26 protein-coding genes are annotated in these 24,773 nt (G+C 50.2%); 18 read left to right on the top strand and 8 right to left on the bottom strand.

Annotated elements, in window-relative coordinates:
- Positions 1-15: 15 nt before the first annotated feature.
- Positions 16-1,293, bottom strand: a complete 1,278-nt coding sequence (locus MA03_RS03355) for an MFS transporter (protein WP_052883923.1) — start codon at positions 1,291-1,293, stop codon at positions 16-18.
- 360 nt (positions 1,294-1,653) lie between these two features.
- Between MA03_RS03355 and MA03_RS03350 the strand changes: the two genes are divergently transcribed.
- From MA03_RS03350 to udp, 5 genes are all read left to right on the top strand, one after another.
- Positions 1,654-2,298, top strand: coding sequence for a class II aldolase/adducin family protein (locus tag MA03_RS03350; RefSeq protein WP_052883922.1), 645 nt, complete (start codon positions 1,654-1,656; stop codon positions 2,296-2,298).
- Between the two features lie 212 nt (positions 2,299-2,510).
- The gene (locus tag MA03_RS03345; protein WP_052883921.1) at positions 2,511-2,987 is read left to right on the top strand and encodes a PadR family transcriptional regulator; all 477 of its coding nucleotides are present in this window, start codon (positions 2,511-2,513) and stop codon (positions 2,985-2,987) included.
- The gene (locus MA03_RS03340; protein WP_052883920.1) at positions 2,980-3,957 is read left to right on the top strand and encodes an ATP-binding cassette domain-containing protein; all 978 of its coding nucleotides are present in this window, start codon (positions 2,980-2,982) and stop codon (positions 3,955-3,957) included. The genes MA03_RS03345 and MA03_RS03340 overlap by 8 nt, the downstream gene beginning before the upstream one ends.
- Before the next feature lie 3 nt (positions 3,958-3,960).
- Complete coding sequence (locus MA03_RS03335) at positions 3,961-4,728, top strand: ABC transporter permease (RefSeq protein ID WP_052883919.1); 768 nt, start codon at positions 3,961-3,963, stop codon at positions 4,726-4,728.
- A 160-nt stretch (positions 4,729-4,888) separates the two neighbouring features.
- Positions 4,889-5,728 (top strand): uridine phosphorylase, encoded by an 840-nt coding sequence (gene udp / locus MA03_RS03330; RefSeq protein ID WP_052883918.1) that lies wholly within the window; start codon positions 4,889-4,891, stop codon positions 5,726-5,728.
- On the opposite strand, the gene MA03_RS03325 is transcribed toward udp, so the two are convergent.
- Positions 5,725-6,093: a DNA polymerase ligase N-terminal domain-containing protein gene (locus MA03_RS03325; RefSeq protein ID WP_052883917.1), complete on the bottom strand. Its 369-nt coding sequence runs from the start codon at positions 6,091-6,093 to the stop codon at positions 5,725-5,727. The two genes, udp and MA03_RS03325, sit on opposite strands and share 4 nt — an antisense overlap.
- A 101-nt stretch (positions 6,094-6,194) precedes the next feature.
- Between MA03_RS03325 and MA03_RS03320 the strand changes: the two genes are divergently transcribed.
- On the top strand, positions 6,195-6,404 hold the full coding sequence (locus tag MA03_RS03320; protein ID WP_052883916.1) for a hypothetical protein: 210 nt from the start codon (positions 6,195-6,197) through the stop codon (positions 6,402-6,404).
- A 61-nt stretch (positions 6,405-6,465) separates the two neighbouring features.
- Here the strand turns inward: MA03_RS03320 and MA03_RS03315 are convergent, their stop codons facing one another.
- Entirely contained in the window at positions 6,466-6,822 is a 357-nt protein-coding gene (locus tag MA03_RS03315) for a nucleotide pyrophosphohydrolase (RefSeq protein WP_052883915.1), read from the bottom strand.
- 77 nt (positions 6,823-6,899) lie between these two features.
- On the opposite strand from MA03_RS03315, the gene MA03_RS03310 reads away from it, so the two are divergent.
- Positions 6,900-7,742, top strand: a complete 843-nt coding sequence (locus MA03_RS03310; protein ID WP_052883914.1) for a DMT family transporter — start codon at positions 6,900-6,902, stop codon at positions 7,740-7,742.
- Here MA03_RS03310 and MA03_RS03305 read toward each other — a convergent pair.
- The gene (locus MA03_RS03305; protein WP_052883913.1) at positions 7,739-8,743 is read right to left on the bottom strand and encodes a hypothetical protein; all 1,005 of its coding nucleotides are present in this window, start codon (positions 8,741-8,743) and stop codon (positions 7,739-7,741) included. The two genes, MA03_RS03310 and MA03_RS03305, sit on opposite strands and share 4 nt — an antisense overlap.
- A 188-nt stretch (positions 8,744-8,931) precedes the next feature.
- Positions 8,932-9,057: a hypothetical protein gene (locus MA03_RS08980; RefSeq protein WP_257719667.1), complete on the bottom strand. Its 126-nt coding sequence runs from the start codon at positions 9,055-9,057 to the stop codon at positions 8,932-8,934.
- Between the two features lie 194 nt (positions 9,058-9,251).
- Between MA03_RS08980 and MA03_RS03300 the strand changes: the two genes are divergently transcribed.
- The 7 genes from MA03_RS03300 (at position 9,252) to MA03_RS03270 (ending at position 17,898) form a co-directional block, all read left to right on the top strand.
- Positions 9,252-10,466 (top strand): hypothetical protein, encoded by a 1,215-nt coding sequence (locus MA03_RS03300; protein ID WP_052883912.1) that lies wholly within the window; start codon positions 9,252-9,254, stop codon positions 10,464-10,466.
- A 157-nt stretch (positions 10,467-10,623) separates the two neighbouring features.
- A complete protein-coding gene (locus MA03_RS03295) occupies positions 10,624-13,047 on the top strand; it encodes a molybdopterin-containing oxidoreductase family protein (RefSeq protein WP_052883911.1) in 2,424 nt (807 codons plus the stop codon).
- Positions 13,044-13,607 carry a 4Fe-4S dicluster domain-containing protein gene (locus MA03_RS03290; protein WP_052883910.1) on the top strand — a complete coding sequence of 188 codons (564 nt, stop codon included), beginning with the start codon at positions 13,044-13,046 and terminating at the stop codon, positions 13,605-13,607. The genes MA03_RS03295 and MA03_RS03290 overlap by 4 nt, the downstream gene beginning before the upstream one ends.
- Positions 13,604-14,482 carry an NrfD/PsrC family molybdoenzyme membrane anchor subunit gene (gene nrfD / locus MA03_RS03285; RefSeq protein WP_052883909.1) on the top strand — a complete coding sequence of 293 codons (879 nt, stop codon included), beginning with the start codon at positions 13,604-13,606 and terminating at the stop codon, positions 14,480-14,482. Before MA03_RS03290 ends, nrfD begins: the two co-directional genes overlap by 4 nt.
- A 108-nt stretch (positions 14,483-14,590) precedes the next feature.
- Complete coding sequence (locus tag MA03_RS03280) at positions 14,591-15,388, top strand: hypothetical protein (RefSeq protein WP_052883908.1); 798 nt, start codon at positions 14,591-14,593, stop codon at positions 15,386-15,388.
- Between the two features lie 169 nt (positions 15,389-15,557).
- Positions 15,558-16,466: a PLP-dependent cysteine synthase family protein gene (locus MA03_RS03275; RefSeq protein ID WP_191118720.1), complete on the top strand. Its 909-nt coding sequence runs from the start codon at positions 15,558-15,560 to the stop codon at positions 16,464-16,466.
- A 79-nt stretch (positions 16,467-16,545) separates the two neighbouring features.
- On the top strand, positions 16,546-17,898 hold the full coding sequence (locus MA03_RS03270) for a 4Fe-4S binding protein (protein ID WP_052883907.1): 1,353 nt from the start codon (positions 16,546-16,548) through the stop codon (positions 17,896-17,898).
- On the opposite strand, the gene MA03_RS03265 is transcribed toward MA03_RS03270, so the two are convergent.
- On the bottom strand, positions 17,870-18,436 hold the full coding sequence (locus MA03_RS03265) for a class I SAM-dependent methyltransferase (protein WP_052883906.1): 567 nt from the start codon (positions 18,434-18,436) through the stop codon (positions 17,870-17,872). The genes MA03_RS03270 and MA03_RS03265 overlap by 29 nt on opposite strands.
- Before the next feature lie 94 nt (positions 18,437-18,530).
- On the opposite strand from MA03_RS03265, the gene MA03_RS03260 reads away from it, so the two are divergent.
- Entirely contained in the window at positions 18,531-19,700 is a 1,170-nt protein-coding gene (locus MA03_RS03260) for an MFS transporter (protein WP_052883905.1), read from the top strand.
- A gap of 56 nt (positions 19,701-19,756) precedes the next feature.
- On the opposite strand, the gene MA03_RS03255 is transcribed toward MA03_RS03260, so the two are convergent.
- Together MA03_RS03255 and MA03_RS03250 are read right to left on the bottom strand one after the other, a co-directional pair.
- On the bottom strand, positions 19,757-20,716 hold the full coding sequence (locus MA03_RS03255) for a hypothetical protein (RefSeq protein WP_052883904.1): 960 nt from the start codon (positions 20,714-20,716) through the stop codon (positions 19,757-19,759).
- Between the two features lie 4 nt (positions 20,717-20,720).
- Positions 20,721-21,314, bottom strand: coding sequence for a MarC family protein (locus tag MA03_RS03250; RefSeq protein WP_052883903.1), 594 nt, complete (start codon positions 21,312-21,314; stop codon positions 20,721-20,723).
- A 140-nt stretch (positions 21,315-21,454) separates the two neighbouring features.
- On the opposite strand from MA03_RS03250, the gene MA03_RS03245 reads away from it, so the two are divergent.
- The 3 genes from MA03_RS03245 to MA03_RS03235 all read left to right on the top strand — a co-directional run bounded on the left by MA03_RS03245 (position 21,455) and on the right by MA03_RS03235 (position 24,758).
- Positions 21,455-22,612: a DUF763 domain-containing protein gene (locus MA03_RS03245; RefSeq protein ID WP_052883902.1), complete on the top strand. Its 1,158-nt coding sequence runs from the start codon at positions 21,455-21,457 to the stop codon at positions 22,610-22,612.
- A gap of 90 nt (positions 22,613-22,702) precedes the next feature.
- Positions 22,703-23,896: an MFS transporter gene (locus MA03_RS03240; RefSeq protein WP_052883901.1), complete on the top strand. Its 1,194-nt coding sequence runs from the start codon at positions 22,703-22,705 to the stop codon at positions 23,894-23,896.
- A gap of 31 nt (positions 23,897-23,927) precedes the next feature.
- Complete coding sequence (locus tag MA03_RS03235; RefSeq protein ID WP_191118718.1) at positions 23,928-24,758, top strand: PIG-L deacetylase family protein; 831 nt, start codon at positions 23,928-23,930, stop codon at positions 24,756-24,758.
- Positions 24,759-24,773: the final 15 nt, after the last annotated feature.

Raw genomic sequence — 24,773 nt, 5'->3', positions numbered from 1 at the left:
AAACAGATGGCCTTTCTAGAACCCTTTCCTTGCCTCGCCCTTTCTGACAAATTGCAAGGTGACGGCGGAGAAGGCCAGGAACGCTATTGAATACGGCATGAGGCTCACGTAGCCTGATATATCTATGAGGAGCCCTGCGAGGGGCGGTGCCAGGATGGACGCGCTCTGAGAGGCGAAGTAGTAAAGCCCCGTATACGCCCCTAGCTTTTCCCGAGTAGTCATATCTACCACAGTGGGCAGGCTGTTAACGTTTATCAAAGCCCACGCGAAGCCACCGAGGAAGAATAGCCCCTCTATTATTAACTCCGTGGACGCTCCTCTAGAGGAGGTGGCCGCCAGGTGTACTCCAAAGAGTAGCAGTATTAGCAAAGCCAGGCCTAGCGTCATGGTCTTCTTTCTGCCTAGACGCGCCCCAATAAACCCTGCCGGTAATGCGAAAATCAAGAAGCCCAGTGCTACGAAGCCGAGTATGAACGAGCCTGTAGCTTCGTCTATACCGATGTACCACTTCGCGTAGCTAGTAAAGAATGTTTCGATCGCGTTGAAGCCTATGAACCAGAGAAAGATGGAGGATAGCATGAAGAGCAGGCTTCTGTCAGGATCAGTTACAGCCATCCTGAGGTTCTCGTAGAGCTCTCGCATGCTCTGCCTGAACGTCTTTTTGAGGAGCTCTGCGAAGCCTGGCCCGCCTTTCTCCCGGGTCTTAAACTCCTCGGGTTCATCTACGAGTAGTATTACGAGGAGGCTTGATAACAGAAGTACAACGCCGGAGGCGATAAAAGGGTATGAGGGGTTCACCTTGTACAGGATGGAGCCAGCGAAATACGCTAGTAGCGACCCTATACCACCCATAAAGTTTATGATGCCGTTGGCTTGACTTCTCTTCTCGCTGGGAGTAATGTCGGGCATGAACGCTATCACAGGTGACCTGAAAAGGGCCATCGAGAGGTTCATGGTGACTACTACTATCATAAGCGGTATGAGTTCTCCTTTAAAGAAGGGTATAAGCGCAAAGGTCAACGCTGCCGGGGGTGCACCGAGGAGTATATAGGGTTTCCTTCTGCCTATCCTCGTCCTGGTCACATCGCTGAGAACTCCCAGGTAGGGTAGAAGAATCACCGCGAATATGTTGTCAATCGTCATTATGAAGCCTACTATCCAGGAGGCTAGACCCAGCTCTTTCAGAAAGATCGGTAGGTAAGAGTTGTAGATCGACCAAATGACGCTTATGCCAAAGAAGCCGAAGCCAAGGAGGAACACTTTAAAGTAGCTGAATTTTTCTTCTTGGCTCACAAATTCATATTCTTTTTTGATAATAAATAAATTTCCATTCTTCGACTCGTATGATCCCCACTTACCGCTAAGGGTCTTGATCTTTTATTGCAACCTGTACAAGTATAACATTCCCGTCTTCAAGTCGAAGATTTTTCAAGTCCTGTCCCTGTTTTCCCACTCCCACCAGGGGTTCTGCCGGCATACCGGCTCCTTCGTCGGTCAGTAAACTGACAAAGCTTTATAAATATCTTGTCATTTCACTGACAAGTCTTCTCGCATGATCAACAATCTTTTCCTAGAGTGAACATGAGAATCCTTACCTCCTTATAGTCGCAATCAATAAAACCTCCTTGCGGGTAGGAAACAACGGTGTTGCAAATGCTTTACGAGTCGGAGAGGAAGCAGATTGTAGAAGCTTTCAGGTTTCTCGAAGAGAGGGACCTAAACTATGGTTACAGTGGAAACATAAGCATGAGGGTTGATAAAAGAGGGGTCTTCCTGATTTCTCCTAGCGGGGCCAAAAAGTCGAAGATGAGGCCCGAAGACGTCCTCGTTGTTGATTGGAACCTCAACGTCCTGGATGGACAAGGGAGGCCTTCCGTAGAGGCTGTAACACACCTCGCAGTCTACAAGGCTAGACCAGACGTTAACGCTGTTGTACATGCTCACTCGCCAAACGCATCGATTCTCGCAGTGCTTAGGAGGAACCTCCCGCCGATTTTAGAGGAGACCGTGATCTACCTTGGTGGTGAGATTCTAGTAGCACGCTACGCTGTTACAGGCACGGATGAGCTTGCAAGGAACGTTGTAGAAGCACTAGGCGAGAGAAACGCTGTGATACTCTCGAATCATGGCGCTCTCGCGGTGGGTAAGAACCTAGAGGAAGCCATAGACTCACTTGTTTACCTGGAGAGGGCTGCGAGAACTTACATACTCGCGAGCCTCCTTGGCGAGCCTACGCCACTCCCAAGGGAGGCTTACGAGATAGAGCTTGAGATCTTTAAGAGGAGGAAGCAGGCTTAAGACCTTGTCGGCTATGTGCGGTCAATACTTATAAAAGTAATAGGGTCAGGTGTTAAGGAGAATTCATCATCGATTTTCAGTGCTCCAGACCCCCATCATCCAGGTGATTATTAGACTGCTCTCATTATAAATATATGGATGTGTCATATACGTGACTCTACCGTCGACAAAACATTTATAAAGTTGTGTCTATAGACTGTCTACAGACATATATGAGGAAGTTCGGAATAAAGGGCAGGTATGGCGGTGCTCTCAAGCTACTTATACTGTACTCGCTCAAAGAGAGCCCCTCGTATGCATACGCACTCATGAGGAAAATTGAGGATTTAACAGGCTTCAAGCCGAGCAGCGGGGCTTTCTTTCCTCTACTCAGGCACCTCGAGCGTCACGGCTTGATCGAGTCTGAAGAAGTTGATAAAGATGGCAGGAGGATCAAGGTATATAAGTTAAGCCGAAGAGGCCTGGAGTTTTTAGAGGCTCACCAGCCCCAGGTACAAGAGTCGCTCAGGCTGGCCAAATCCTTCAAGAAGTTCAACGAGATGGGATGCTCTCGCATATTCCGGGTTATAGGCGAGCTAGTCGAGAATATTGATAGGCTGAACGAGAGTCAGCTCGAGGAGTTGCGGAGGGTTGTTCTTGATTTTGAGTATAGGGTTTTAGGCATACTTAAGGGTGATGCAAATGTCTGAAGCTATAGTGGTTGAAAATCTCGTGAAGAAGTTCAAGGATATAACTGCTGTAGACCAGGTAAGCTTCCAGGTGAAACAAGGAGAGATATACGGTCTGCTAGGCCCTAACGGCGCCGGTAAAACCACGACTATCCACATTCTTACAACGCTCCTAAGACCCACTAGCGGAAAGGTCTTCGTTGCCGGCTATGATGTGGTCACGTCCCCAGGAGAGGTCAGGAAGAGGATAGGGATAGTCTTCCAGGATCCCAGCATAGACAATCAACTGACAGCCTACGACAACATGTATATTCACGGCAGACTATATGGTCTCTCGGGAGAGGAGCTCAAGAGGAAGATATATCAGCTACTGGACTTTGTAGACCTTAAACCCTACGCTAACAAACTTGTAAGGTACTTCTCAGGGGGCATGCGGAGAAGGCTTGAAATTGCCCGTTCACTACTCCACGAGCCCGATATATTATTCCTGGATGAGCCCACCATAGGCTTGGATCCCCAGACACGCGTCAAGATATGGGACTATATAATGGCGATTAAGAAGGAACACGGAATGACCATATTCCTTACAACGCACTACATGGACGAGGCTGACCAGCTCTGCGAGCGTATAGCTATAATGGATCACGGGCAGATAAAGGCTCAAGGCACACCTGAACAGCTAAAGTCATTGCTTGGAAACGAGATCGTCTACGTGAAGCTTGACGGAAACACAACTTCTCCCCCGTGCATCGAGTCCGACTACGTGGAGAGCTGTAAACAGGTCTCAAGGGACACCCTGCAGCTAGTCGTCAAGAACGCAGCCACAGCAATGCCAAGGATATTCGAGGCCGCTTCAAGTAAGGGGCTAAAAATAATAGAGGTGTCTTATAGGCGCCCCACGCTAAACGAGGTGTTTATCTACCTGACAGGCCGCGAGCTGCGGGACTCCCTCGAGGAAGGCGGCTTTAGGCCTCCTCATAGGAGGTGGTGACACATGAACGGGATAATCCCTATGGTATACAGGCAGATCAAGAGGTTTGTAAACGCTCGCTCAAGGCTTGTCATGACAATAGTGCAGCCGATTCTCTGGCTCGTCTTCTTCGGGCTAGGGATGAGCCGGGCATTCAGCTTTCCCGGCGCGTCTGTAATGTTCGGGGGGTTAAGCTACCTATCATTCCTTGCTTCAGGCATGGTCGCGATGACCATAATCGTGGGCTCTTTCATGAGCGGCGTCTCGGTAATATGGGATAAACAGTTCGGCTTTCTCAAGGAGACTCTAGTGGCTCCTGCCCCCAGAGCACAGATTATAATCGGCAGAGCGCTCGGAGATGCGCTTGTCATAAACCTTCAAGCCATGATTATCCTAGCACTCGTCTACCTGATAGCGCCTGGCCTCAGGATTGAGGGGGTAGTCCCTGTTGTACTATATGGGATAGTGCTATCCCTTGGCTTCGCCTCTCTAGGTATAGCCTTGTCAGTGAGGCTTTCAAGCATGGAGGGCTTCCAGATGATAGTAAACCTCATCACGCAACCGCTCCTCTTCATGAGTGGGATCTTCTTCCCCCTATCAACGATGCCTGACTGGATGAGGATAATAGCCTACTTAAACCCTGCAACATATGCCGTCGACGGGATGAGGTACTGGCTTACAGGAGTGTCGGCGTTCAACCCGATGGAGGATGTGGCGCTGCTTCTCGTACTAACAGCCGTCTTACTCTTCCTAGGCGTTAGGTCTTTCGAAAAGGCAACCATAGAGGATTAGTATTTTTCGGATCTAAATGACTCGGATTAAGATGGATCAAGCGATACACTACTGTTTTTAAAGTTTGTTAAGATAAGGAGACTATAGGTGCAGAACACTCGTTGATGTCGGGTAAAGCCAAGAAATTTTTTTATGTCGTCTTCTCCCACATTATCTTGCTATGAGCAAGGTTTCCGCATCTTCCCCTGAACTCGGGGAGGGCTTACAGTATCATATAAGGTGCAAGCCAGGAGACGTAGCGCCTTATGTTCTGCTTCCAGGTGACCCCGACAGAGTTCCATTGATTTCCAGCTTTTGGGATGATAAAAGGGAGATTGCTAGGCACAGAGAATATGTAACGCATACCGGGGTCTACAAGGGTGCCCCGATCTCCTCAACGTCGACAGGTATCGGGGGCCCTGCGGCCTCTATAGCTCTTGAAGAGCTACTACGCGTGGGCGCTAACACGTTTATACGTGTAGGCACCACGGGGGCACTTCAGAGAGAAATCAGGGTCGGTGATCTCATAATAGCAACGGGGGCCGTGAGACTCGACGGGGCGAGCGAGGAGTACGTTAGGATTGAGTATCCTGCATTGGCACACTACGAGGTGGTCTTGGCCCTAGTGGAGGCCGCAGAGCAGCTAGGCTTTCGCTACCATGTCGGCATCGTGGCTTCGACAGACACGTTCTATACGGGTCAGGCTAGGCCGGGCTTCAAGGGGTACATGCCAAGCTGGTCCAAGGAGATCATGAGCGATCTACAAGAGGCAGGGGTTTTGAGCTTTGAGATGGAGGCAGCCTCGATTTTCACTTTGGCCAGTATATATGGTGCCAGGGCCGGAGCCGTACTAGCGGTTCTCGCAAACCGTGTAACAGACGAGTTCGGGTTGGAGGCAGGCGTAAAGGAGGCTGTCCAGGTAGCCAACGAAGCTGTGAAAATACTCTATGAGTGGGATAGCCGAAAGGCTGCCAAAAATAAGAGAAACATCTACCCATCTCTACTTTTCGGGAAAACCTAGACTCCCGTCTTAAAGAAAAGCCATCCATCTTTGAATCTTAGAAGTATGTATCTTCCACGCAGCTTCGAGCCGTAGAGCCTTAACACCATTTTTTCTTTATCCATTTCGAGGAGCTCGTATTCCCCCTTGTCCCAGATCTTCATCGTCCCCGCGCCATAGCCCTCCTTGATCTCCCCCTCGAAATCAAGCCATGAGAGATCATGGTCCTCCTGTTGAACCCCGTACCTCTTAACACCCGGCTCTATTGGAGGCGGTTTTCTAAAAGCCCAATCCTTGAGGACACCGTCCATCTCGATTCGAAGATCATAGTGGAGGCCGGCCCTACGAGCCGCGTGCTCGTGGACTACAAACCGCGCCCTAGCCACGGGAATTACCTCATAAAAGCTCTATTTAAAGCCTAACACGGGACGGATCACGCAAATAAGAGAAGGTTTATTATCCCTGGGCAGGTTCAGTTACGAGAGCCTTGAGTAGACATGGAGCCTCCTTTCCTGGACGGCGAGACCCTGAAGGCTACTACGTCATACTAGCGAGGAAAGATGCTCTTGAGCTGATCCCAAAGGATCTAGAGGTTATCCCTACCGGTGATTATCTCATGGTCCGATCCAAGAGCAGGTCCCGCATCGTGGCATTTGCAAAGCTATTGAGGAGAAAGGGGCTGCTCCTGGAGGGTTGAACAATTGCCTTTTGCTTTTTCCTTTCTTGGACAAGCGAGCATGCATAGGTACAGTGTTGTCTTAAACCCTTGAGAATTCCTTGAACAGCTCGCCCTTTACTTTCTCCACCGGGTATTTCTCCCCGTTGACCTGTAGTTTCTCGACAATGGCTTTTTCTAAGTCTACGCCAAGTTCATGCGAGAGCAATATAAGGTATATCGCTACATCTGCAATCTCATAGGCAATCTCCTTCCTCTTAGCCTCATCTCTAACAGCGGACAGTATCTCTTCGTCGGTCTTCCACTGAAAATGCTCGAGTAGTTCGCCAAGCTCTATAATGAGCGAGATTGCCAGGTTCTTTGGCGTATGATAAATTTTCCATTCTCTTTCATCCCTAAACCTGACTATCTGTGCCTCGAGATTCTTAAGGCTGCACACACAAAGCTTACGACTGGTTGGCTTAAAGGGGTGTCGGTTCAGAAAACATTAAATTCTCAGGTGATATTAGGCTCTCCGTGCTCTGGAGTATCTTAGCGTTGACGGCTGCACTCTTCTTCGCAGTGGCGGGTGTCCTATATAGGAAGGCAGTGGCCGGCACGAGCCTGCATCCTTTAATTGCAAGCGGTCTCAGGTCGGGACCAGCATTCCTAGTCATGCTCTTAGCGTTCCTTATCATGGGAGGCAGCCTTAAAAAGCCCCCCGAGTTTTATATCGTTGCACTGGCTTCATCTTTCTTCGCCTTCTTTGCTGGGGACTCCTTCTTCATTAAAGGGCTTTCGAGCGCACCTGTAGGCCTTGTCTACCCCGTGGCTTACACATTCCCATTATTCGTGGCTGTTTTCAACTTCCTCTTCACAGGTAGAAAACCCTCGATTATCGTCCTGGCCGCAGCAGTACTCATGGCTTTAGGGATTAAACTAGCATATAGCATGAATAACGGCTTCTCCTTCTCGGGTCTATTCTCGGGGCTAATGGCGAGCCTGAGCTGGGGCCTCGGCATATCGCTGGCATCTATAGCGCTTAGATATGCAACGCCTATAGAGCTGAACCTTATAAGGACGGGCATCCTGCTAAGCACAACCTCTCCACTGGTAATGAGAAACCTTGACGGTATTAGAAGGATCAACGTGAAGTGGCTGTTGCTGGGGGGCACTCTTGGAATAGGCTTCGGTCCACTAGCACTTTTCTCAGCTATAAAACTCTCCGATCCGGTGGGCCCTTCGGTCATCTCCTCCTCAGCCCCAGTGCTTGCTGTTCTGTTAGCGGCACCCATCCTTGGTGAAAGAATTGAGAAGAGTACTCTTCTCGGCGCGACCCTTGTCGCCATAGCTACAGCAATAGCCTCTGTGTGGGGCTAGCCGTGAGAGGGGATTCTAACCCGCTCCTCAACCCAAACCCACCCGCTGTTATTCTCATTGAGGAAGCGCCAGAGAAGGGGTTGTTCAAGCTTAAAATGCTCCTTTACAAAAAAGAGGCCTTCTAATAACTCGACACGGTAGGCGTGAAACAAACTATAGATCTCGGGCAGGTATGCGGGATCAAGCTGTCCCATATAGATAGCTCTTCTCCCATCTATATACGATGTTCCACTCACGGGAAGAAGTGCGAGTGCTTTAGCCACCTTAGAAGCCTCACGACCCTTAAACATGAGGGTTACCCTTGGAGCCTTCGAGGCGTCCTTAACTTCATAGAACGTAGTGTATAGCCAGCCGGGAGCGAGGTGGAGCCTGTAGTGGTAACTTATAGTCTGATAGGATGGTATCGGGTGACCAAGCATGGACTCAAGCCTCTTCATTATCTCCCAAGCCCTTACGAAAGGACCGTAGATTAGCTTCCCAGTTAACAGCTCCAAGTCTATCTGATCCGGCATCCTGAGGGGCTTTGGCTTTTCAAACCTTGGAAGAATCTCCTCAACCAATTCCGGGAGCTGTATCAAACGGCTTGGAAGCAGATGCCTTAGAGCCTCAACGGGAACCCAATATGCCACTTCCCTTCCGTAATAAACCTCTCCCTCTCCAAGCTTACCCTTTAAATCCTCAAGGTACTTTGACACAAGATCCCTAGGAATATAACCTACAACCACCACGTATCCTCCACGATGCGATTCGAGTCTCTCAACAAGCATTGACCCATAGGGAAGGTAGCTCGGTAAGCGCTTAGCCTGAGACACGTAAACCACCCTTGCAAGCCCGAAGTACTCGTCATCGAAAACCGGAAGCAGACCCCCCTTCCTCGTAAACCCCTCTATAATTCTCTTAGCGGTTGAATGCGAGACCCCTGAAAGCCTCCCCAGTTCCCGCAGGCTCCTAGCCTTAAGGATAGAATAAAGCACTCTATCCTCGTCTACCCTTAAAGGCATTAGATGCAAGACGCCTTACACTCATTTAAATTCTGACTTGAACGGCTTGGGAAAACACTCGACGCAGTGCCCAGGAAGACCTGCCGCCTTTTCCCGATCAAGTAGATCAAATTTTTCTGGGAGCACCTTTATCCCCCTCAGGCCGCTCAGCCCCAGCAACCCCAACAGGCGCAACCCGCAGCTCCACCTCAAGCTGATAACACGCTATACATTGCCTTAGCTTTGATTCTAATAGTCCTAGTCGTGGCAGTTCTAGCTTTCACACGCCTACGCAAACCGAAAAAATAGTTTTTTCTCACCCTAGATTCCTTCATCTTTTTAACACCCCAGATCAATTAGGGTCGAATACTCTTTAACTCAAATAGTCTTAAGGAAAATAACTCTCCACGATTCCCCCTTAAATAGAGATAATTGTTTTGAGAAGCAGAGTTGATAGGTGTCTACTCGAAGAGGAATTTTGCCGCGACCTTTTAGAGCAGTTTAAATAAGAGAACCTCTAAGTCTTGTTGTGTTTGCAAGGAAGCTAACCCTTACACTGCTAGTAATAATAACAGTATCCGTTTTCTCTCTAGCAGAGCCCACTGTTAGGCTGGCTTGGAAGACCTACTCTGTTAGAGGCGTTGCATACTCGACATGCATAGGGCAAAACTACCTATACATTGTCGGGTTCGAGGAGAAAGGATCCCAGCAAGTCACTAGGATCGAGGCGAGAAGGCTTAACGATGGAGCCCTAGTCATCAATACGACCCTTGGCCCTGGAGCACTCTACTCCTGCGCCTTCTCAAGGGGGACGCTTTACGTGGCAGGCAAGACCGAGAGCGAGGAATGGCTCATAGCCACGCTCAACGAAAACCTCGCGCAGCCGCGGATAGTTAAGAGTGTTAAAGGTTTTGCATCCTCCATAGTCGTCTCAGACGGTTTTCTCTACGTTACCGGCGTCGACTATAACAAGGCTTCTGTACGCGTAGAGAAAAGGAGTATAGAGAGCTTCTCTCTCATAGGTGCTTATGAGGCGCTAGCCCCTAACACCTACACTTTCGCCTCTACAATAGTAAACGACGCGGTATGGTTGACGGGTACAGCCTACACGCCAACAGGCTTTATCTGGAGGATCCAAGCCTTAGCACCAAACCTCACCTCAATCCTAACGCTTAGACCACAGGTTCAGGGCATCTCGTATTCAATAACTGCGTCAAGGGAAGGCTTAATATACGTCACGGGGCCGAACGGAACCATAAGCCTTGACCCCCAAGGTATAATCGTTTCAAAGTCCACGCTAGGTGGTTTCAGGGTAGCGGAACTAAGCGGCGTACTCGTTATACTCATCGGCAAAGACACAACGAAGGCATTAGTCTTGAATGCCTCTGATCTTACCATTATCTTAAGCATAGAGCTGTCGAAGAATCCCGTTGTGCCCTCATTCGGGAGCGCCGCAACCTCAAGTGATAAAGTATTCCTTGCCAGCGCCGAGAAGATCGGAAACAGCTCCACGTGGTCCATATACGCTCTGAGCATATTGGTACCTTCTCGCATCACGAATAGTACTCAGTCGAACACACAGACGAAACCCGCACAGAACTATACCTCAACTACAAATCCCACAGTCTCAATCCAGCCCACGCCCATACTAGACTACATAACACCCCTCCTCATGATTCTAGTACTCGTACTTGGAGTCGTAATGGTCAGGCGTAAAAGAAAGCATCGTGCCCAACGCGCTTAAACACAACCTCTATAAGGAGATGAATATGTGAGGATATACTTTGTTTAGTTCTCTGAGTAGAACGCCTTCGAGGGAAGTTCGCTTTACAGCTTAGAATGATATATTAGAATTCTGATATAAGCAAGATTTAAATTAACAAATCTATATATATAATGTTATGAAAATATCAAGACGGAGCTTCATAGCTCTGGCCACTACGCTGGGCGCAGCGTCCCTCATAAAAATACCATGGAAACCAAGCGAGAAACAGGCTTCGAGTAGGACTGAAGGCAAGATTCCAATAATGTGTAATATGTGCGGGGCTGGTTGCGGTGTGTATCTCGTCAACCGCAACGGCAAGATGTACGTTGAGCCCAACCTGGAGCATCCTCAGCCGGGACTATGCGCACGCTCCGCGGCTGCCCTGCAACTCTGGAACCACCCACTTCGTCTTAAGAAGCCCCTGAAAAGAATGGGTGAGAGAGGGGAGGGGAAGCTTCAAGAGATAGACTGGGAAACAGCCCTAAACGAGATATCCTCAAAGCTCAAGGAGATAATATCAAAATATGGGCCTGAATCTGTAGTCTTCACATACCACGACTTCTATGCCTGGCATATGCCGTTGATAGCTTTCACTCTTGGTACGCCCAACCATGTACAGCACGCCTCTTGCTGCCACAACGCTAGCACGTATGCTAGAACCTTGGTTCTAGGGGCGGGTGGGCCTCCCACGGTCGACCCAGACTACGAGAGGGCCCGATACGTAATCTTTGTGGGGAGAGTTCTAAACGCTGCCATGGGCATGGTTCAAAGGCTAAACAAGGCTCGAGAGGCTGGCGTAAAACTAGTCTATGTCGACCCTAGGATGGGTAATGCCGCGATGGCTGATGGTGAATGGGTTCCAATAATACCCGGTACGGACGCCGCCTTCCTTCTAGCCATGATTAACGTCATCCTTTCCGAGAAGCTATACGACGAGTCCTTTATTAAGAAGTACACGAACGCGACATTTTTGATTAAGCCTGACGGGACACCGCTAACGGAGAAGGATCTTGGGCGTGAGGGCACGGATTATCTGGTCTACGATATTGACGCCAAGGATTTCGTGAGCTATAGGAAAGCGAAAAATCCCGCGCTTGAATGGGAGGGTGATGCCTCGGGTATAAGGGTGAAGACAGCGTTCCTCCTCCTCAAGGATAGGGCTGCCCTTTACAAGCCCGAGGACGCGGAGAAAATCTGCGGAGTGCCAGCTGAGACTATAAAGAGGATTGCGAGAGAGTTCGCAAATGCTAAAGGAGTTATAGAGGACGGATGGTGGTCCTCTAAGAATGCAAATGACTCAGACGCTTTCCGCGCAGCTTTAACCCTCAACGCTCTGGTGGGAAGCGTCGAGACACCAGGAGGTCTCTACGTGAAGCTAGGAAGCAAGTTCCCCGCCTCTGCTACTGCTGCTACAGACAAGGTCACCACGATCACTGGTGGTACCTTACCACCAATAACGGCTAAACGAATCGACACACAGAAGTATCCTGCCGTACCCCACGTGTTTGACGCCGTGCTAGACGCTATCCTCGAGGGTAAACCCTACCCTGTAAAGGCATTATTCATCGTCGGCACAGAGCCTTTCACCAGGGACGTCAACACTGAGAAGCTAAAGAAGGCCCTAAAGGCACTTGACCTCGTTGTTGTTATAGATGTTGTTCCCAACGACAGTGTAGATTGGGCGGATTACGTTCTACCCGATAACATCTTCCTAGAGAGGGAAGAGTTGGCCGAGGTAAAGTGGACCCCTCACGCAGCCATACAACTCTCCCATAAAGCGCTAGACCCGCCACAAGGCGTTGACGCTAGGAACGGTTTCTGGGCCATGATGGAGATTGTCAGGAGAACTGTTCCAGAGAGAGCCAAGGCTATAGGCTATACAGAGGAGTACGCAGATTATCATAGGTTTGAGGAGTTCGAGGACTACGTTAAGAAGAAGATACTTGAAAGTCTCTCCAAGGCATGGAATGTTCCCTCTGGCGATATCGAAAAAGCTCTAAACAATAAAGGCTTCTACATATTTAAGTTATGGGTTCCCAAGCCTGGTCCTGGGACGCTATCAACAAAGAGCGGTTTGATTGAGATTTACAGTTTAAAGGCTCTCGACTACGGTGATGATCCTCTTCCAAAATGGAAGACCCCCAAGTATACGCTACCATCCAAGCCAGACGAGTTCTACCTCGTTAACGGGAGAGACCAGTATGTATCTGCACACGCGGCATGGACGTGGTCTGTCTCAAGCCTAGTCGATAGGAGGGTTTGGATGAACCCCAAAGACGCCGGGCGTCTCGGCATAAAGGATGGCGACATTGTAGAGCTTGAAGGTCTCGACAACGGCTTCAAGGCGCGTGCAAGGGTGAAAGTGACGAACAGGGTTCGAGAGGGTGTACTTTTCGTATACAACAGGGTCGGTGGCAGGTTTTCGAAACTCATCAGCGGCCAATACCAGGTGCTAAGAGAAGGCATAAACCCGAACATGTTCACGCTGAGCTGGCTCGAGCCCCTCAACGGCTCCACAGGTCTAAACTCTACAGTAAGAGTTAGAAGGGTGGGAGCATGAGGCTTGCACACCTCTGGGATCAAAGCAGATGCATAAGCTGCGGGGCATGCATCGCCGCCTGCAATGCAGCTAATTACGCCTCTACGGACGCCCCGAACCCCACCTGGGGCGGAGCCCAGACAAACATAAGGAGGATAACATTTGACCTTAATCTTAAGCCCTACATCTTGCTCCTACAGTGCCAGCACTGTGAGGATGCTCCCTGCGTACACGTGTGTCCAACCGGAGCGAGCTATGTTGACAAGGATGGACTCGTCAAGATAAACCCGAACCTTTGCATAGGTTGCAAGTACTGCATGACGGCATGCCCTTACGGCGCACGATGGCTCCACCCCTCAACGGGTCTCCCTGCCAAATGCATGGGAGAGGAATGCCAGGATCGCCTCGCCCATGGTCTAATGCCCGTGTGCGTCACCGTGTGCCCAGCGGGAGCTAGGGCTTTCGGAGACCTAGACGACCCGAGCAGTGAAATCAACAAAAGGCTGGCGAAGTCGCGTGTGGTTCGCCTGCTTGAGTATAAAGGTACCAAGCCTAAGTTCTTCGTGGTGGTGGGAAGATGACATTCCAGGAGATTTGGTCCCCCTGGCTAATAGGTCCCTTCCTCTGGCTAGCGGGCATCGCCGGGATGGGAAGCGTAGCCTATGCCTTAATGAAGTTCAGCAAGGTGGAGGAGAAGCTTAGGGAGCTCTCGTTCGTCATCTTCGCATCTGTCGTGCTCGGGCTATTCTTCGTTGTCGCAGACCTCTCAAGACCTTTAAACGTGCCCTTCGCTATTATTTCTTCGCTGTCTCAAGGCGTCTTTATAGCCAAGCTTGCGCAATCCTGGATGACTATCGGAATAACACTTCTCTCACTGTTACTTCTAATGACGTTTGCCCTCGTTCTAAGACATACAGTCGCCGAGGGCTTTTCAAGAATAACTGATCGACCCTGGTACCTAACCCTCCTAGCCATTATAGGTTTCCTAGTAACAATCTATAGCGGTTTCCTAATATCAAGCGCTTCTGGCGTGCCTTTCTGGAATACAGGCTTAATCCCGTTGCTATGGATAATCAGCGCGTCAATATGCGCTATAGCGGTTCTAAAGATCATGACGAGGGGTGAGGAGATAGCTCACCTATTAACTAGGGCTGGACTAAGCCTAGACGTGGCCGAGTTAGTAGCGGTTTTCGCACTTGTTGCCACCCCGTTGTACGCTGGTCCTGAAGCTGCACGTGAAAGTGCCCAAGCGCTCGTCAGTGGAGAGCTAGCAATCTATTTCTGGCTCGGCGTAGTTATCGTTGGAATCATCGTTCCACTCGCCCTCGGCCTCCAGCTACTGAGAAGAGAGGATAGGCGTTTAGGCTTAGCAGCTGCGCTTTGCGCGCTCCTCGGGGCACTTATTCTCAGAGCCCTTGTAGTTCAAGCCGGGGTCTTCTCCACTATAGGACTTTAAAAAAGTGTATTTTTTTACCTAACGCATTTTTGCCTTATAGGAGTACTAGCCTTTATCCGGGCAATGTGTTAAAAATATAATAGTACGTGGCTAAGATACATGATTTCTATGTCGGAGCCCTTTACTGGTGTCTCGGGACTTATAGTTGAACCGGGTAAGAACATCTCGCTAGTCCTAGCCGTACTGGATAAGCAGAAGCCTTTATGTGATTTCCTCAAACATGCGGCAAGCTGTAGTGAAGACAAAGGATTAACTCTTCTAGACCTTTGGACGACGCGAGGAGAATTCCTCACAACCGTCCTCATCGCTCTAACAGTACAGTCCCCAGAAACTCTGAAATCCTTCACAGATTGTCTCTCAAAAAACGAGGCAGTAAAAGCAACCAGTTTCTCCAGCAGCAAGTGGATTGGCCTTGCGGTCGAGAGCTGGGGATTCCCGGCACTACCCCACACAGGCAGAGTACTAGTTCTAGAGAAAGGGTTCCTCGAAGGCTTTCTCAGAGAGGGGTGGAGACTCCTTGGCCGCTCCCTTGGCTTAGCCTTATACCATTCGGCTTTCTCCTATGGACAAGAGATCGCCTCTAGGCTGAGGGCTCTGGGACTCGAGGGCAAAGACCTCTTGATCTTAGCATCCGAGGTTTTACGACACCTTGGATACGGGCGTGTATACTGGGAGGAATTCACGGACTCTAAGGCCATTATCGTCGTCCATGACAGCCTCGAGTGTAAATCCGCGTCGGGCGTGCCGGGCTACGAGTCCTCTATACTCAGGGGCATAGTGGCCGGCATCGCTGGGACAGTATGGCAAGTCGACAAAAGCAGAGTCGAGGCCCGGGAAACCGCCTGCATATCTAGAGGAGACCAAGCCTGCAGGATAGAAGTGTATCTTAAAACGATAGGCCGATGAGACAACCCCGAGACCTCATCACGATGTTCAGCCCGCTGAAGGCGTCGTCATCCGATCCAACGTTTTCCTGAATATATTTTCCTTATAAAAAGCTTTACTTCTAAGGGGCAGGCTCGAGACGGGAAAAGTTCACCCCAAATGTTTTATATTCACCTGGAGATATTCGAGTGTGAGAGAAATCCTCGACTTGATAGGAAATACTCCAATGGTGAGGCTGAGAAACATACCGGTTTTGCGTGAGCGCCAGGTTTACGTTAAACTTGAATACATGAATCCAACCGGGAGCCATAAGGACAGGATAGCCGTATACATGATAAAGGATGCCGTGGAACGAGGCTTTCTAAAGCCTGGAGGAACAATCGTAGAGGCCTCGAGCGGAAACACCGCGATCAGCGTAGCGTGGGCCTCTAGGCTCTTAGGCTACAAGGCGATAATAGTCGTAGAGGAGGACACATCGCCTTCAAAGGTGTCCATGATAAAGGCCCTAGGCGCGGAAGTCCACTTCGCACCTAAGGTTCCACGCAGCCACCCCGACCATATGTTCAATGTTGCCGAGAGGATTGCCCGCGAGAGGGGCGGAGTTTTCCTCGCACAGTACGCTAATGAGGCAAACGTTACAGCGCACTTCGAAACCACGGGCCCTGAGATATATCGCGAGCTAGGCGACAGAATAGGCTGCTTCGTTATGGGTGTTGGAACCGGTGGAAGCATGGCAGGTATCTCAAAGTACCTTAAAACAAAGTGCAGGAGAGGCCTTAAGGCAATCGCTGTTGTACCTCGCGGGTCTCCAGTATTGGGTCATCCCGGTAGAGGTGAAGAGATAGAGGGCCTCGCGGTCTCAGGGGTTCCTGAAATCTTCATGAGATATAGAGGGCTGGTGGATGAGGTTGTAGAGGTCGGCTTCAGCGAAGCCCTAGAGAATATGCTGAAACTGGTTCGTGAAGAGGGAATTCTAGCTGGTCTCTCAACCGGTGCCAACATAGCTGCGATACTTAAAGTTCTCGACGGTTGTGATGACGCGATAGTAACGCTCGCCGCTGACAGCTTCTTCCGTTATACACACCTAATAGGCGTCTAGAAAAATCTACGGGAAAAGGTCCGTGGTTACGGCATAAATCCTTTATAGATGGCTTCCTTTAAAAAATACGGTTTGAGAAATGGTTGAGGTAAAGGTTCTCAGCGTCGGGGAACCTCCGTCCCCTGAAGACCTGTCGAGGCTAGCGGACACCTTTGACGGCGTTATAGTTGTCGGGAAAGGGTATCCTTCTTCCTGGCACACAATAATACAGGCTGTGCGCAGGGCTGGCTCACGTTGGCACAGGATAGTATTCATAAACTCTGAAAGAGACCTTTATGCAAATGGTCTAAGCCTCGAAGACGTAATCGAAGCCTATAAGGCCTATTTCGATGCTCTATCAGAATTCATACCAGTCGTCGTCTCAGACACGGGGAAAACCGTATCGAGGCGTGACCTGCTCAAATCAGGGCTGGGAGTATTCTTTGTATACACGGCTCTACCCGACGTAAAGCTGCAGGAGTGCTCCTCGCTTCGTGACTGTCGACTCTGCCTCTCCTCCTGCCCCTTCGACGCGATCAGTGGCAAGCCTCCTAAGGTCTCAGAGCGGTCATGCCTGGAGTGCGGTCTGTGCACCTCAGCTTGCCCCACAGGCCAGTTATTCACCCCTGTTTATGCCCCGGAGGCCGTCAAGAGGCTGTTCCGAGCGCTTGCCCAGATAGGGGCTACAAGGATAACGATAACGTGCCCACTTGCGAGGACACGGTTTTACAGTGAGCGGCATGAAGGTTCTCTTCCAGTTGAGCTCCAATGCATTGCATCGCTTCGCGTCCACGAGTTCCTCTACGCCAGGCAACTCGGATTAACCATAGACTACTATTGTCCCGACGATATAAGATCAGACTGCCCCAGACGCAAGGCTGCAGAAGATTACATAGCGATGATGAGGGAGCTAGACTCCATCATTAAACCAGTAGCTCAAACAATCGTTGACGCCTCCACTCTGGGCGCTCTCTTAGAACCACTCGCACGCGAAGAAGACACGTGGGCAGACTTGGAAAGACTACCCCTCTTCCGCGTTGACGTAGACAAGGACAAGTGTACCTTGTGCGGGGCCTGCGCGAACTCTTGCCCTACACACGCTCTAATCCTCACCCGCGGTGACCAGTACAGTCTATCGTTTAACCACTCTTCCTGTATCGGCTGTAACACCTGCGTGAGAGTATGTCCCGAAGCTGCTTTAAGGCTTGCAAGGGCTACGAACCCCCGTCTTCTCACCAGCAAGGAAAGTTTTATCGCCGCCCAGAGTCCGATTGCACGGTGCAGATCCTGCGGCAAAGAGCTTGGCCCAGAGAGGATGATAAAGCGTTTAGAAGAGAAGTTGGCTCGGTCTGGTGCTCCACGCTCTGTACTCGAGTCTATTTGGCTTTGCCCTGAGTGCAAAGCGAAAGCATCAGAGGAAGAGTTTAAGCGTTTGTTAGGTGCTCTTTCATAAATACTGCATAGAATACCCCGTACGTGGAGCTCAGCGCCTCTATTTTACCATGTTCTCCTAGTAGGCTTGTCAGCTCGCTTACAGTAAGGAGCCTAGCCGGAAAGCCAAGCATCCTTTCGAATGCTCTCACTAATCTGCCTACCGGGCTCTCCCTGTCAAAGTCAAAGACATAGAGGTTGCCTCCCTCTTTCAAGACTCTTAGCGCTTCCCTCAAACCCTCGCTTGGACTATCCAGGTGGTGTAGAGAGTCGTGGAAAACCACTGCGTCAACTGAATCAGCTCGAACCGGTAGGAAGCAGGCGCTTGCGGCTACGTATTCAAGGCTGGGGATTGTCTTTTTCTTAGGGAAGTGTTGTGGGAGGACATCTAATATCAGTTGGATCTCGAATTTATCCTTAAGGTGTTCTGAGAGCCTGCCTCTAGCCCCGCCAACGTCAACCAGTGTTCTCGCGGGCTTTATTTTCCCCGATGCCCAGGAGTAGTACCGGCTGGGGACCAGGCGGTAAAGTAGTATGAGAAATATGTCACCGAGTCGCATATTGTACTATTATTTCCCTTGAGTCTTATGGTTTGCGATGATATGAAAGATAAAATTTATATGTCATATACAATGAACATATTTGGATCTAGAAATGTTAGACAAGCTGAAGACCTTGGAGAAGAGCATCCTAGCCTTACTGGCCTTAGTGTTGCTCAGCTCGATCGGGAACGGTATAATAAACGTTCTAATACAACCCTACTTAAAGCACATAGGCTTCGACCCCCGCGAGGTTGGCCTCCTCCAATTCATATCATCTGTAGCGACTTCTCTCTCCCTCGTTCCTGCAGCGTACACCTCCGACAGGTATGGAAGGAAAAAGATAGCCATAGGCTCTCTAATCTTCTCCATACCAGGATTCATCTTGATACTCCTCCCGGCGGAACGCGTTGTGCTTTACGTTGGTTTCGCCCTCTTGGGAGTAGGAAATGCCATGACGGCGGTCACGCTTAACCCGCTACTGGCTGATGTCACTCCTCGCGAGAAGCTGGATCTAGTGGCATCCGCATCACAGATTATAGGACTCGTAGGCTCTCTGCTCGGCATGGCTCTCACATGGCTTCCCCAATTGGCCAACATTTCTCTCGGTGAGATAGCCGTGGCTTACAGGATGCTCATGGCCTTGGGGGGAGCAGTATCGGTATCTGGTTTTACCTTCCTATTACTTGTTCGCGACCCATATGGTGCCCCAAGAGGGTTTAAGCTTGGCTTCTCAAGGGAAACGCTTCTCTTAACGTCACTCTCCGCACTTACGGCGCTGGGTGCAGGGGCTTCAATCTGGATGATTAACTACTACTTTATGTCTAAGTTCCTGGTGGAGGCAGGGGAGCTCGGGACGAGGATGATGGCAGAGACTCTTCTGATGATACCTTCAACGTCACTGGCACCACTCGTATCCGAGAAGCTAGGGACGCTCAGGGCTGTAGTCTTGCTACAGTCTGCCTCTATACCTTTCATAATAGCGACTGCATTTTCCCCGGATTATCTCGTAGCGGCTACAGTGTTTACCCTTAGGAGCGTTTTAATGAACGCGGCGAACCCCCTCATGTGGTCGCTCACTATGAGGATCATAGGAGAGGAGGAGCGCTCCAGGTATACGATGCTTAACATGCTTGGATGGCAGCTTGCTGGAGGTGTAGGAGCGGCTATAGGCGGATGGCTCATGAGCATCAACTTGGACTATCCTCTCTTCTTCACATCCCTGATATACTTGACTCAGACTATCCTCCTATACCTCATCCTGCACAGAAAGACGCAGGTATAAACTGGAAGCCTAGCGCCTTAAACAAGCCGTTTATCGACGCTTGACGAGGTAAACACTTAAGGAAATACAGGCTTCTCGCTTTCAACAGATTCAAAAGAAGAAGCCCATCTTGCATGCTTAACGTTCCTCCAGAGAAGGGGTCTAAGATACTTGGTCTCCTCCGGGACCATGATTAGCTCCCCAAACACAACTCTTACGCCCATGGATCTTAAAAACCTGTAGAAAGCAACTTTCTCCCGTGTAGTGAATTGGCTAACTATCAAGGCCTTCTTCTCGTCTACGATTGAAAACCAGTAGCCGAGAAGCGTGGTCACGGTCCTAGCCACAACGGGGCTACGCCACCCCTCGATAATGTAGACTTGGACGGGATTCTCAACGATGGGTTGAACCAGGTAAGCCCTATTTCCCTTCCAGAAGGGTTTTAAGTGTTTTCTGAAATGATATGCGAGGGTGGAGCTACTCAATTCGCGGAGAGTTTCGTCTAACCTTAACGCCTTTTTATAACATTCAGTTATCTTTTCAAAGGGTGAGTCCAGCTTAAAGGAGAGGACCGCCAGGTCAACGGCGTCCGGTCTTGTGTAGAACCCCTTGGGAGGTGTAGGAAGGGCGTAGTCCTCTTCCCTTGGCTCTCTTGGAGACGAGGAGGGATAGGAGGTAAAATCCCAGTAGTTGAGCTCTAAACCCTTTATAAGGTGTTCGTCTTGTAGCTCGAGCGCCCTTTTTAGGGACGCAAATCCAACGCAAAGAGTGTTTCGGACGGGACCCTCCAGGCTGGCAATGAGGGTGGCGCCCAGCCAGGAGGGGCAATGACCATCTATAAGCAGAGCTACGGGGAGGATCCTGAGCTTTGGAAAGTCTATGAGAAAACGCATTTGGAGTATCGAGCTTAGCTCCCTGTAGGCTCTCCGTGCAATATGTGGTGGGAGCCCCGAGCCCCTTGAAAGTTGAGCTATGCTTTCAGCTGTCGGGAAGGATGCTAGGAAAGACAGGTATTCCTCGCTTAGTTCAAAGGGCATGTATTCAGCTCCCCTTAAGGACTTGGCGGAGAGCGTCCTCGAGGCCTGACCTTATCATTGAGACTGCTAGAACAGCTAATAGCAGCGAGAATATTCTTGCAAGAACGAGGATGGTGTTCTTCCCAATCTTCTGGATGATGTGGTTGCTGCCGACGAGTATAAAGTATGCAATGATAGTGTTTAATGCAATTGAAAGCAGCGTGGGAAGCACACCGTACACCGTGCTAAGGTACATGACTACATATATGCTACCCGGCCCGGCTAGTAGTGGAGTAGCCATAGGGACTATCGCCACGTCCTCGCTCCTAAGTGTCTCAGCCTCTACACGGCCGATCAGCCCCTCGAGAGAAATTAAGAGTAATAAAAGCCCCCCTGCTATCTTGAAGTCCATAAACGTCACGTTGTAGTATTGGAAGAAAGAGTATCCGAAGAGGGCGAAGAAGATTAGCAGCGCGGAGGCCACAATTATGGATTCCGCAAATACCTTTTTCCTACTACTCTCTTCCATGTTGGAGGTGAGGGAGTAGAATATGGGAATGTTCCCAATTGAGTCGAGGACAATAAACAGCATGATGAAAGAGTCCCAAAACGACCGCATAAGCTATGATACGTGTCCTGCTTTATTAAAATATGTTTAACATAGCTACGAGCGATACCCGAGGAGGCGACTAAACATCTCTTACTTTCAGCCTACTAAACTAATCCTTTTTAACTAGGATCGTGAGTTTTAGTTTAGGAATGAGGACAGGAATCGCAGAACTCCCACTTCACACGGGGAAGGTTCCTCCCTGGCTCCTTTCCAGGATGCATAAACTGGCCCGCATAGTAGTCGAACTAATAATAGACGAGTACGGGCCAAAAGGGCTCCTTGAGAGGATATCCGACCCGGTATATTTTCAGGCTATCAACAACTTGATAGGCATGGACTGGGACTCCTCGGGGTCCACGACTGTTACAACCGCGATCCTAAAAAGCGTTCTCGACGAAGCTGACCTAGGCGTAAAGGTTGCCGGAGGGAAAGGTGAAAAGAGCCGAGAAACTCCTCAAGAACTCGAGAAGATAGCCGTCCACTTCGGGTTAGACCCCGAGAAATATACTCGCACCTCTTACCTAGTAGCCAAGGTCGACAGTGCCGCGGTTCAGGCAGGATACCAGCTTTATCATCATGCGTTTTTCCTGGTCGAAGACGGGTCCTGGGCTGTTGTTCAACAAGCAATGAAGCCTTCTGAAAGAGTAGCTAGGCGGATGCACTGGTACTCTGGGAAGGTAACAGACCCTGTCTCCGAGCCATACTCCGGTGTAGCGGGCGTCAAAGAGGAATTTGTCTTGAACACGGTAGCATTAGAAGCATCAGGTTTCAGGAGGCTTGCTGTCGACCTAGTACAAGAGCCGCCTTCAAGGATTGAAAGCTATTTGAGGCAAGCTGAGGCTATCCTCAGGGGGTACCAGCCAATCTTGCTATATAGACCGTACGAGCCTGTTACCCTCAGGAACACTCTTAAACGCTACGCTAAACTAGGATTCCCTAGGGCTGAGAGACTAGGGCTCGAGGCTGCCAGGCAGGCAGGAGTAGACAGTTATTCGGATTTACTAGCGGTTAGAGGTGTTGGCCCATCTACTATAAGGGCTTTGGCCCTCGTAGCGGAGCTCGTCTACGAGACTCCTCCCTCGTGGCGAGACCCCCTGACTCATCCCGTTGATCCCTTCAAGTTCGCCTACGCTGTTGGAGGTAAAGACGGGGTTCCCTTCCCAGTTGATAAGAAGACTTATGACGAATTAGTCTCGATTCTAAACGCTCTTTTAGACCGGAAAATCTACACGAAGAGGGTTCTAAAACAGATTGCCATTTTAACCCGGAACTGGAACCCTCCCCCGGAAGAAAAGAGGCCCACCTAGAATGAGGCCCCCAAACTCCCTCCACGCGACAAGTCTAGGAGCTAAACGCAAGGCTTATACATTTTATTCTCGTAAAAACTTCTGACCTTAATGGCGGATGAGAGGAGTAAAGCATATAGGGTTATTCTGTCCTTCGGGCTTGTAAGCCTCCTCGGAGACATAGTCTACGAGGGCTCCAGGGGGACAATACCCGAGTACATGAAGTTTCTGGGGGCCTCTGCAGCCGTTGTAGGCACAGTCATGGGTTTAGGGGAGCTTATCTCGTATTTCTCAAGGCTGGTCGGGGGCTATCTGGCAGACAAGACTAAGAGCTATTGGATCCTAGTATTCCTCGGCTACGGCCTCATAATCGCTATACCCTTGATTCCCCTAAGCGAGATCCTAGGCCTAGGATGGACCTTAGCTGCAGTCCTCGTAGTTCTTGAACGATTCGGGAAGGGGGTCAGGACGCCATCCCGTGATACAATCATCTCGTTCGCCTCCAAGAGCATCGGGAGCGGCAAAGGCTTCGGCCTCCACGAACTAATGGATCAGATAGGCGCCACCTCGGGCCCCCTCCTATTCGCTTTACTTTTAGCGGTTACAAGGAGTTACCGCGACGCTTTCCTATACTCTATAATCCCATACGTCCTACTAATGCTCACACTCGCAACCGTGCGTGCAAAGACTAAGCTACCGGCCGAGATGACATCCAGCTTCGCAACTAAGGACGCTAACAGAAAAGTATTAAACAGGAGAACCCTGGCCTACATTACCGCCGTAGGCATTAACGCTTTAGGCTTGTTTCCAGCATCCCTCATACTTTACCTGGCGGCTGAGACACCAGAAGTCCAAGCAATGGGTGCATGGCTCCCACCAGTATTATACGCCACGATACAGCTTGTAGACGCCTTTTTCGCCGTAGCTTTTGGCCTGCTCTATGACAGCTACAAGCTCTGGGTCCTCCTATTCCCCTTCACGCTCTCCATAATCATTCCCTTCCTCTCACTCCAGAAGAGCTTCCTGTTCATCGTGGCTTCTGCCGTGATCTACGGTGTCGTGTTAGGCTCGCAAGAATCTGTGTACAGGGCGGCCGTAGGAGATTTAACAGAACCATCGGTGCGCGCCACAGCATACGGCGTCTTTAGCACAGCGGTCGGCCTGGGAGCACTCGGAGCAGGAATCATCTACGGGCTAATAATAGACCTTAACCTACCCATATACGCTGCAGCCGCATATGTCCTGGCAACGCAAGCTGCGTGTCTATCACTCCTACTCTACGTTATCAAGAGCAAGCAAGGGTAACTTTTTTAGAGTAAAGAGTTATGCAACTTACATGGAAAAACACACGGAATTTTCTCTCGAGACTGAAGACATCGCAAGGCGCCTCGTTCGAGAATCAGGACTAAACGAGGGTTTGCGCAATCTAGCCAGACACCTCTATCCCGAGCTCTCATCACCTTTTGAAAACGTAGAAAAAATACTGTGTATTCAGCCCCACCCCGACGACTGTGAGCTCGGAGCTGGAGGCACAATAGCGGACTTGACCTCGAAGGGCGTAGAAGTCGTATACCTCACTCTGACGGACGGCTCGATGGGTACATCCGATCCCGGTCTGAATCCACGGGTGCTGGCAGAGGTACGGAAGCATGAACAAGAGGAGGCGGCCGGGGTGCTCGGCGTCTCAAAAATAATCCCACTTGATTACAAGGACACAGAGCTCCCCTATACGCTCGATGCGCGGAACAGGATAATAAGCGTTGTAAGAATGGAGCACCCTGACATCGTCCTGGCACCCGACCCGTGGCTGATGTATGAGATACATCCCGACCACAGGATAGCCGGCCTACTAGCCTCTGATGCAGTAATGTTCTCATCCCTCCCACACGTCGTGCCCGAACATAAGCCTCACATCGTCGCCGCAATATTATACTACTACACCGCGAAACCAAACTACTTTCACGACATCACGGCTACACTTGAAAGAAAACTCCAGGCTCTCTCGAAGCATAAGAGCCAGTTCGAGCCCATATGGCCAATTCTCGAAGAGCAGGTGAAGACCCTCGCTGCAGCTTATGGCCAGGCTTCAGGGAGAAAATACGCGGAAGCCTTCAGGGTAATCCCGCTCTCTGTTAGTCATGCGACGCCACTCTCGGAGCTAGTCTAGCAACCTGCTTTAACA

Origin of the sequence: Thermofilum uzonense, assembly GCF_000993805.1 — an archaeon.
GTDB lineage: Archaea > Thermoproteota > Thermoprotei > Thermofilales > Thermofilaceae > Thermofilum > Thermofilum uzonense.
This window is presented reverse-complemented; position numbering and strand designations above follow the sequence as displayed.

Coding starts and splice junctions, on each gene's coding strand:
- MA03_RS03350 (WP_052883922.1), top strand. CDS start 1,654: ATGCTTTACGAGTCGGAGAGGAAGCAGATTGTAGAAGCTTTCAGGTTT.
- MA03_RS03345 (WP_052883921.1), top strand. CDS start 2,511: ATGAGGAAGTTCGGAATAAAGGGCAGGTATGGCGGTGCTCTCAAGCTA.
- MA03_RS03340 (WP_052883920.1), top strand. CDS start 2,980: ATGTCTGAAGCTATAGTGGTTGAAAATCTCGTGAAGAAGTTCAAGGAT.
- MA03_RS03335 (WP_052883919.1), top strand. CDS start 3,961: ATGAACGGGATAATCCCTATGGTATACAGGCAGATCAAGAGGTTTGTA.
- udp (WP_052883918.1), top strand. CDS start 4,889: ATGAGCAAGGTTTCCGCATCTTCCCCTGAACTCGGGGAGGGCTTACAG.
- MA03_RS03305 (WP_052883913.1), bottom strand. CDS start 8,743: ATGCCTTTAAGGGTAGACGAGGATAGAGTGCTTTATTCTATCCTTAAG.
- MA03_RS08980 (WP_257719667.1), bottom strand. CDS start 9,057: ATGAAGGAATCTAGGGTGAGAAAAAACTATTTTTTCGGTTTGCGTAGG.
- MA03_RS03295 (WP_052883911.1), top strand. CDS start 10,624: ATGAAAATATCAAGACGGAGCTTCATAGCTCTGGCCACTACGCTGGGC.
- MA03_RS03290 (WP_052883910.1), top strand. CDS start 13,044: ATGAGGCTTGCACACCTCTGGGATCAAAGCAGATGCATAAGCTGCGGG.
- nrfD (WP_052883909.1), top strand. CDS start 13,604: ATGACATTCCAGGAGATTTGGTCCCCCTGGCTAATAGGTCCCTTCCTC.
- MA03_RS03280 (WP_052883908.1), top strand. CDS start 14,591: ATGTCGGAGCCCTTTACTGGTGTCTCGGGACTTATAGTTGAACCGGGT.
- MA03_RS03270 (WP_052883907.1), top strand. CDS start 16,546: ATGGTTGAGGTAAAGGTTCTCAGCGTCGGGGAACCTCCGTCCCCTGAA.
- MA03_RS03265 (WP_052883906.1), bottom strand. CDS start 18,436: ATGCGACTCGGTGACATATTTCTCATACTACTTTACCGCCTGGTCCCC.
- MA03_RS03260 (WP_052883905.1), top strand. CDS start 18,531: ATGTTAGACAAGCTGAAGACCTTGGAGAAGAGCATCCTAGCCTTACTG.
- MA03_RS03255 (WP_052883904.1), bottom strand. CDS start 20,716: ATGCCCTTTGAACTAAGCGAGGAATACCTGTCTTTCCTAGCATCCTTC.
- MA03_RS03250 (WP_052883903.1), bottom strand. CDS start 21,314: ATGCGGTCGTTTTGGGACTCTTTCATCATGCTGTTTATTGTCCTCGAC.
- MA03_RS03245 (WP_052883902.1), top strand. CDS start 21,455: ATGAGGACAGGAATCGCAGAACTCCCACTTCACACGGGGAAGGTTCCT.
- MA03_RS03240 (WP_052883901.1), top strand. CDS start 22,703: ATGGCGGATGAGAGGAGTAAAGCATATAGGGTTATTCTGTCCTTCGGG.
- MA03_RS03235 (WP_191118718.1), top strand. CDS start 23,928: ATGGAAAAACACACGGAATTTTCTCTCGAGACTGAAGACATCGCAAGG.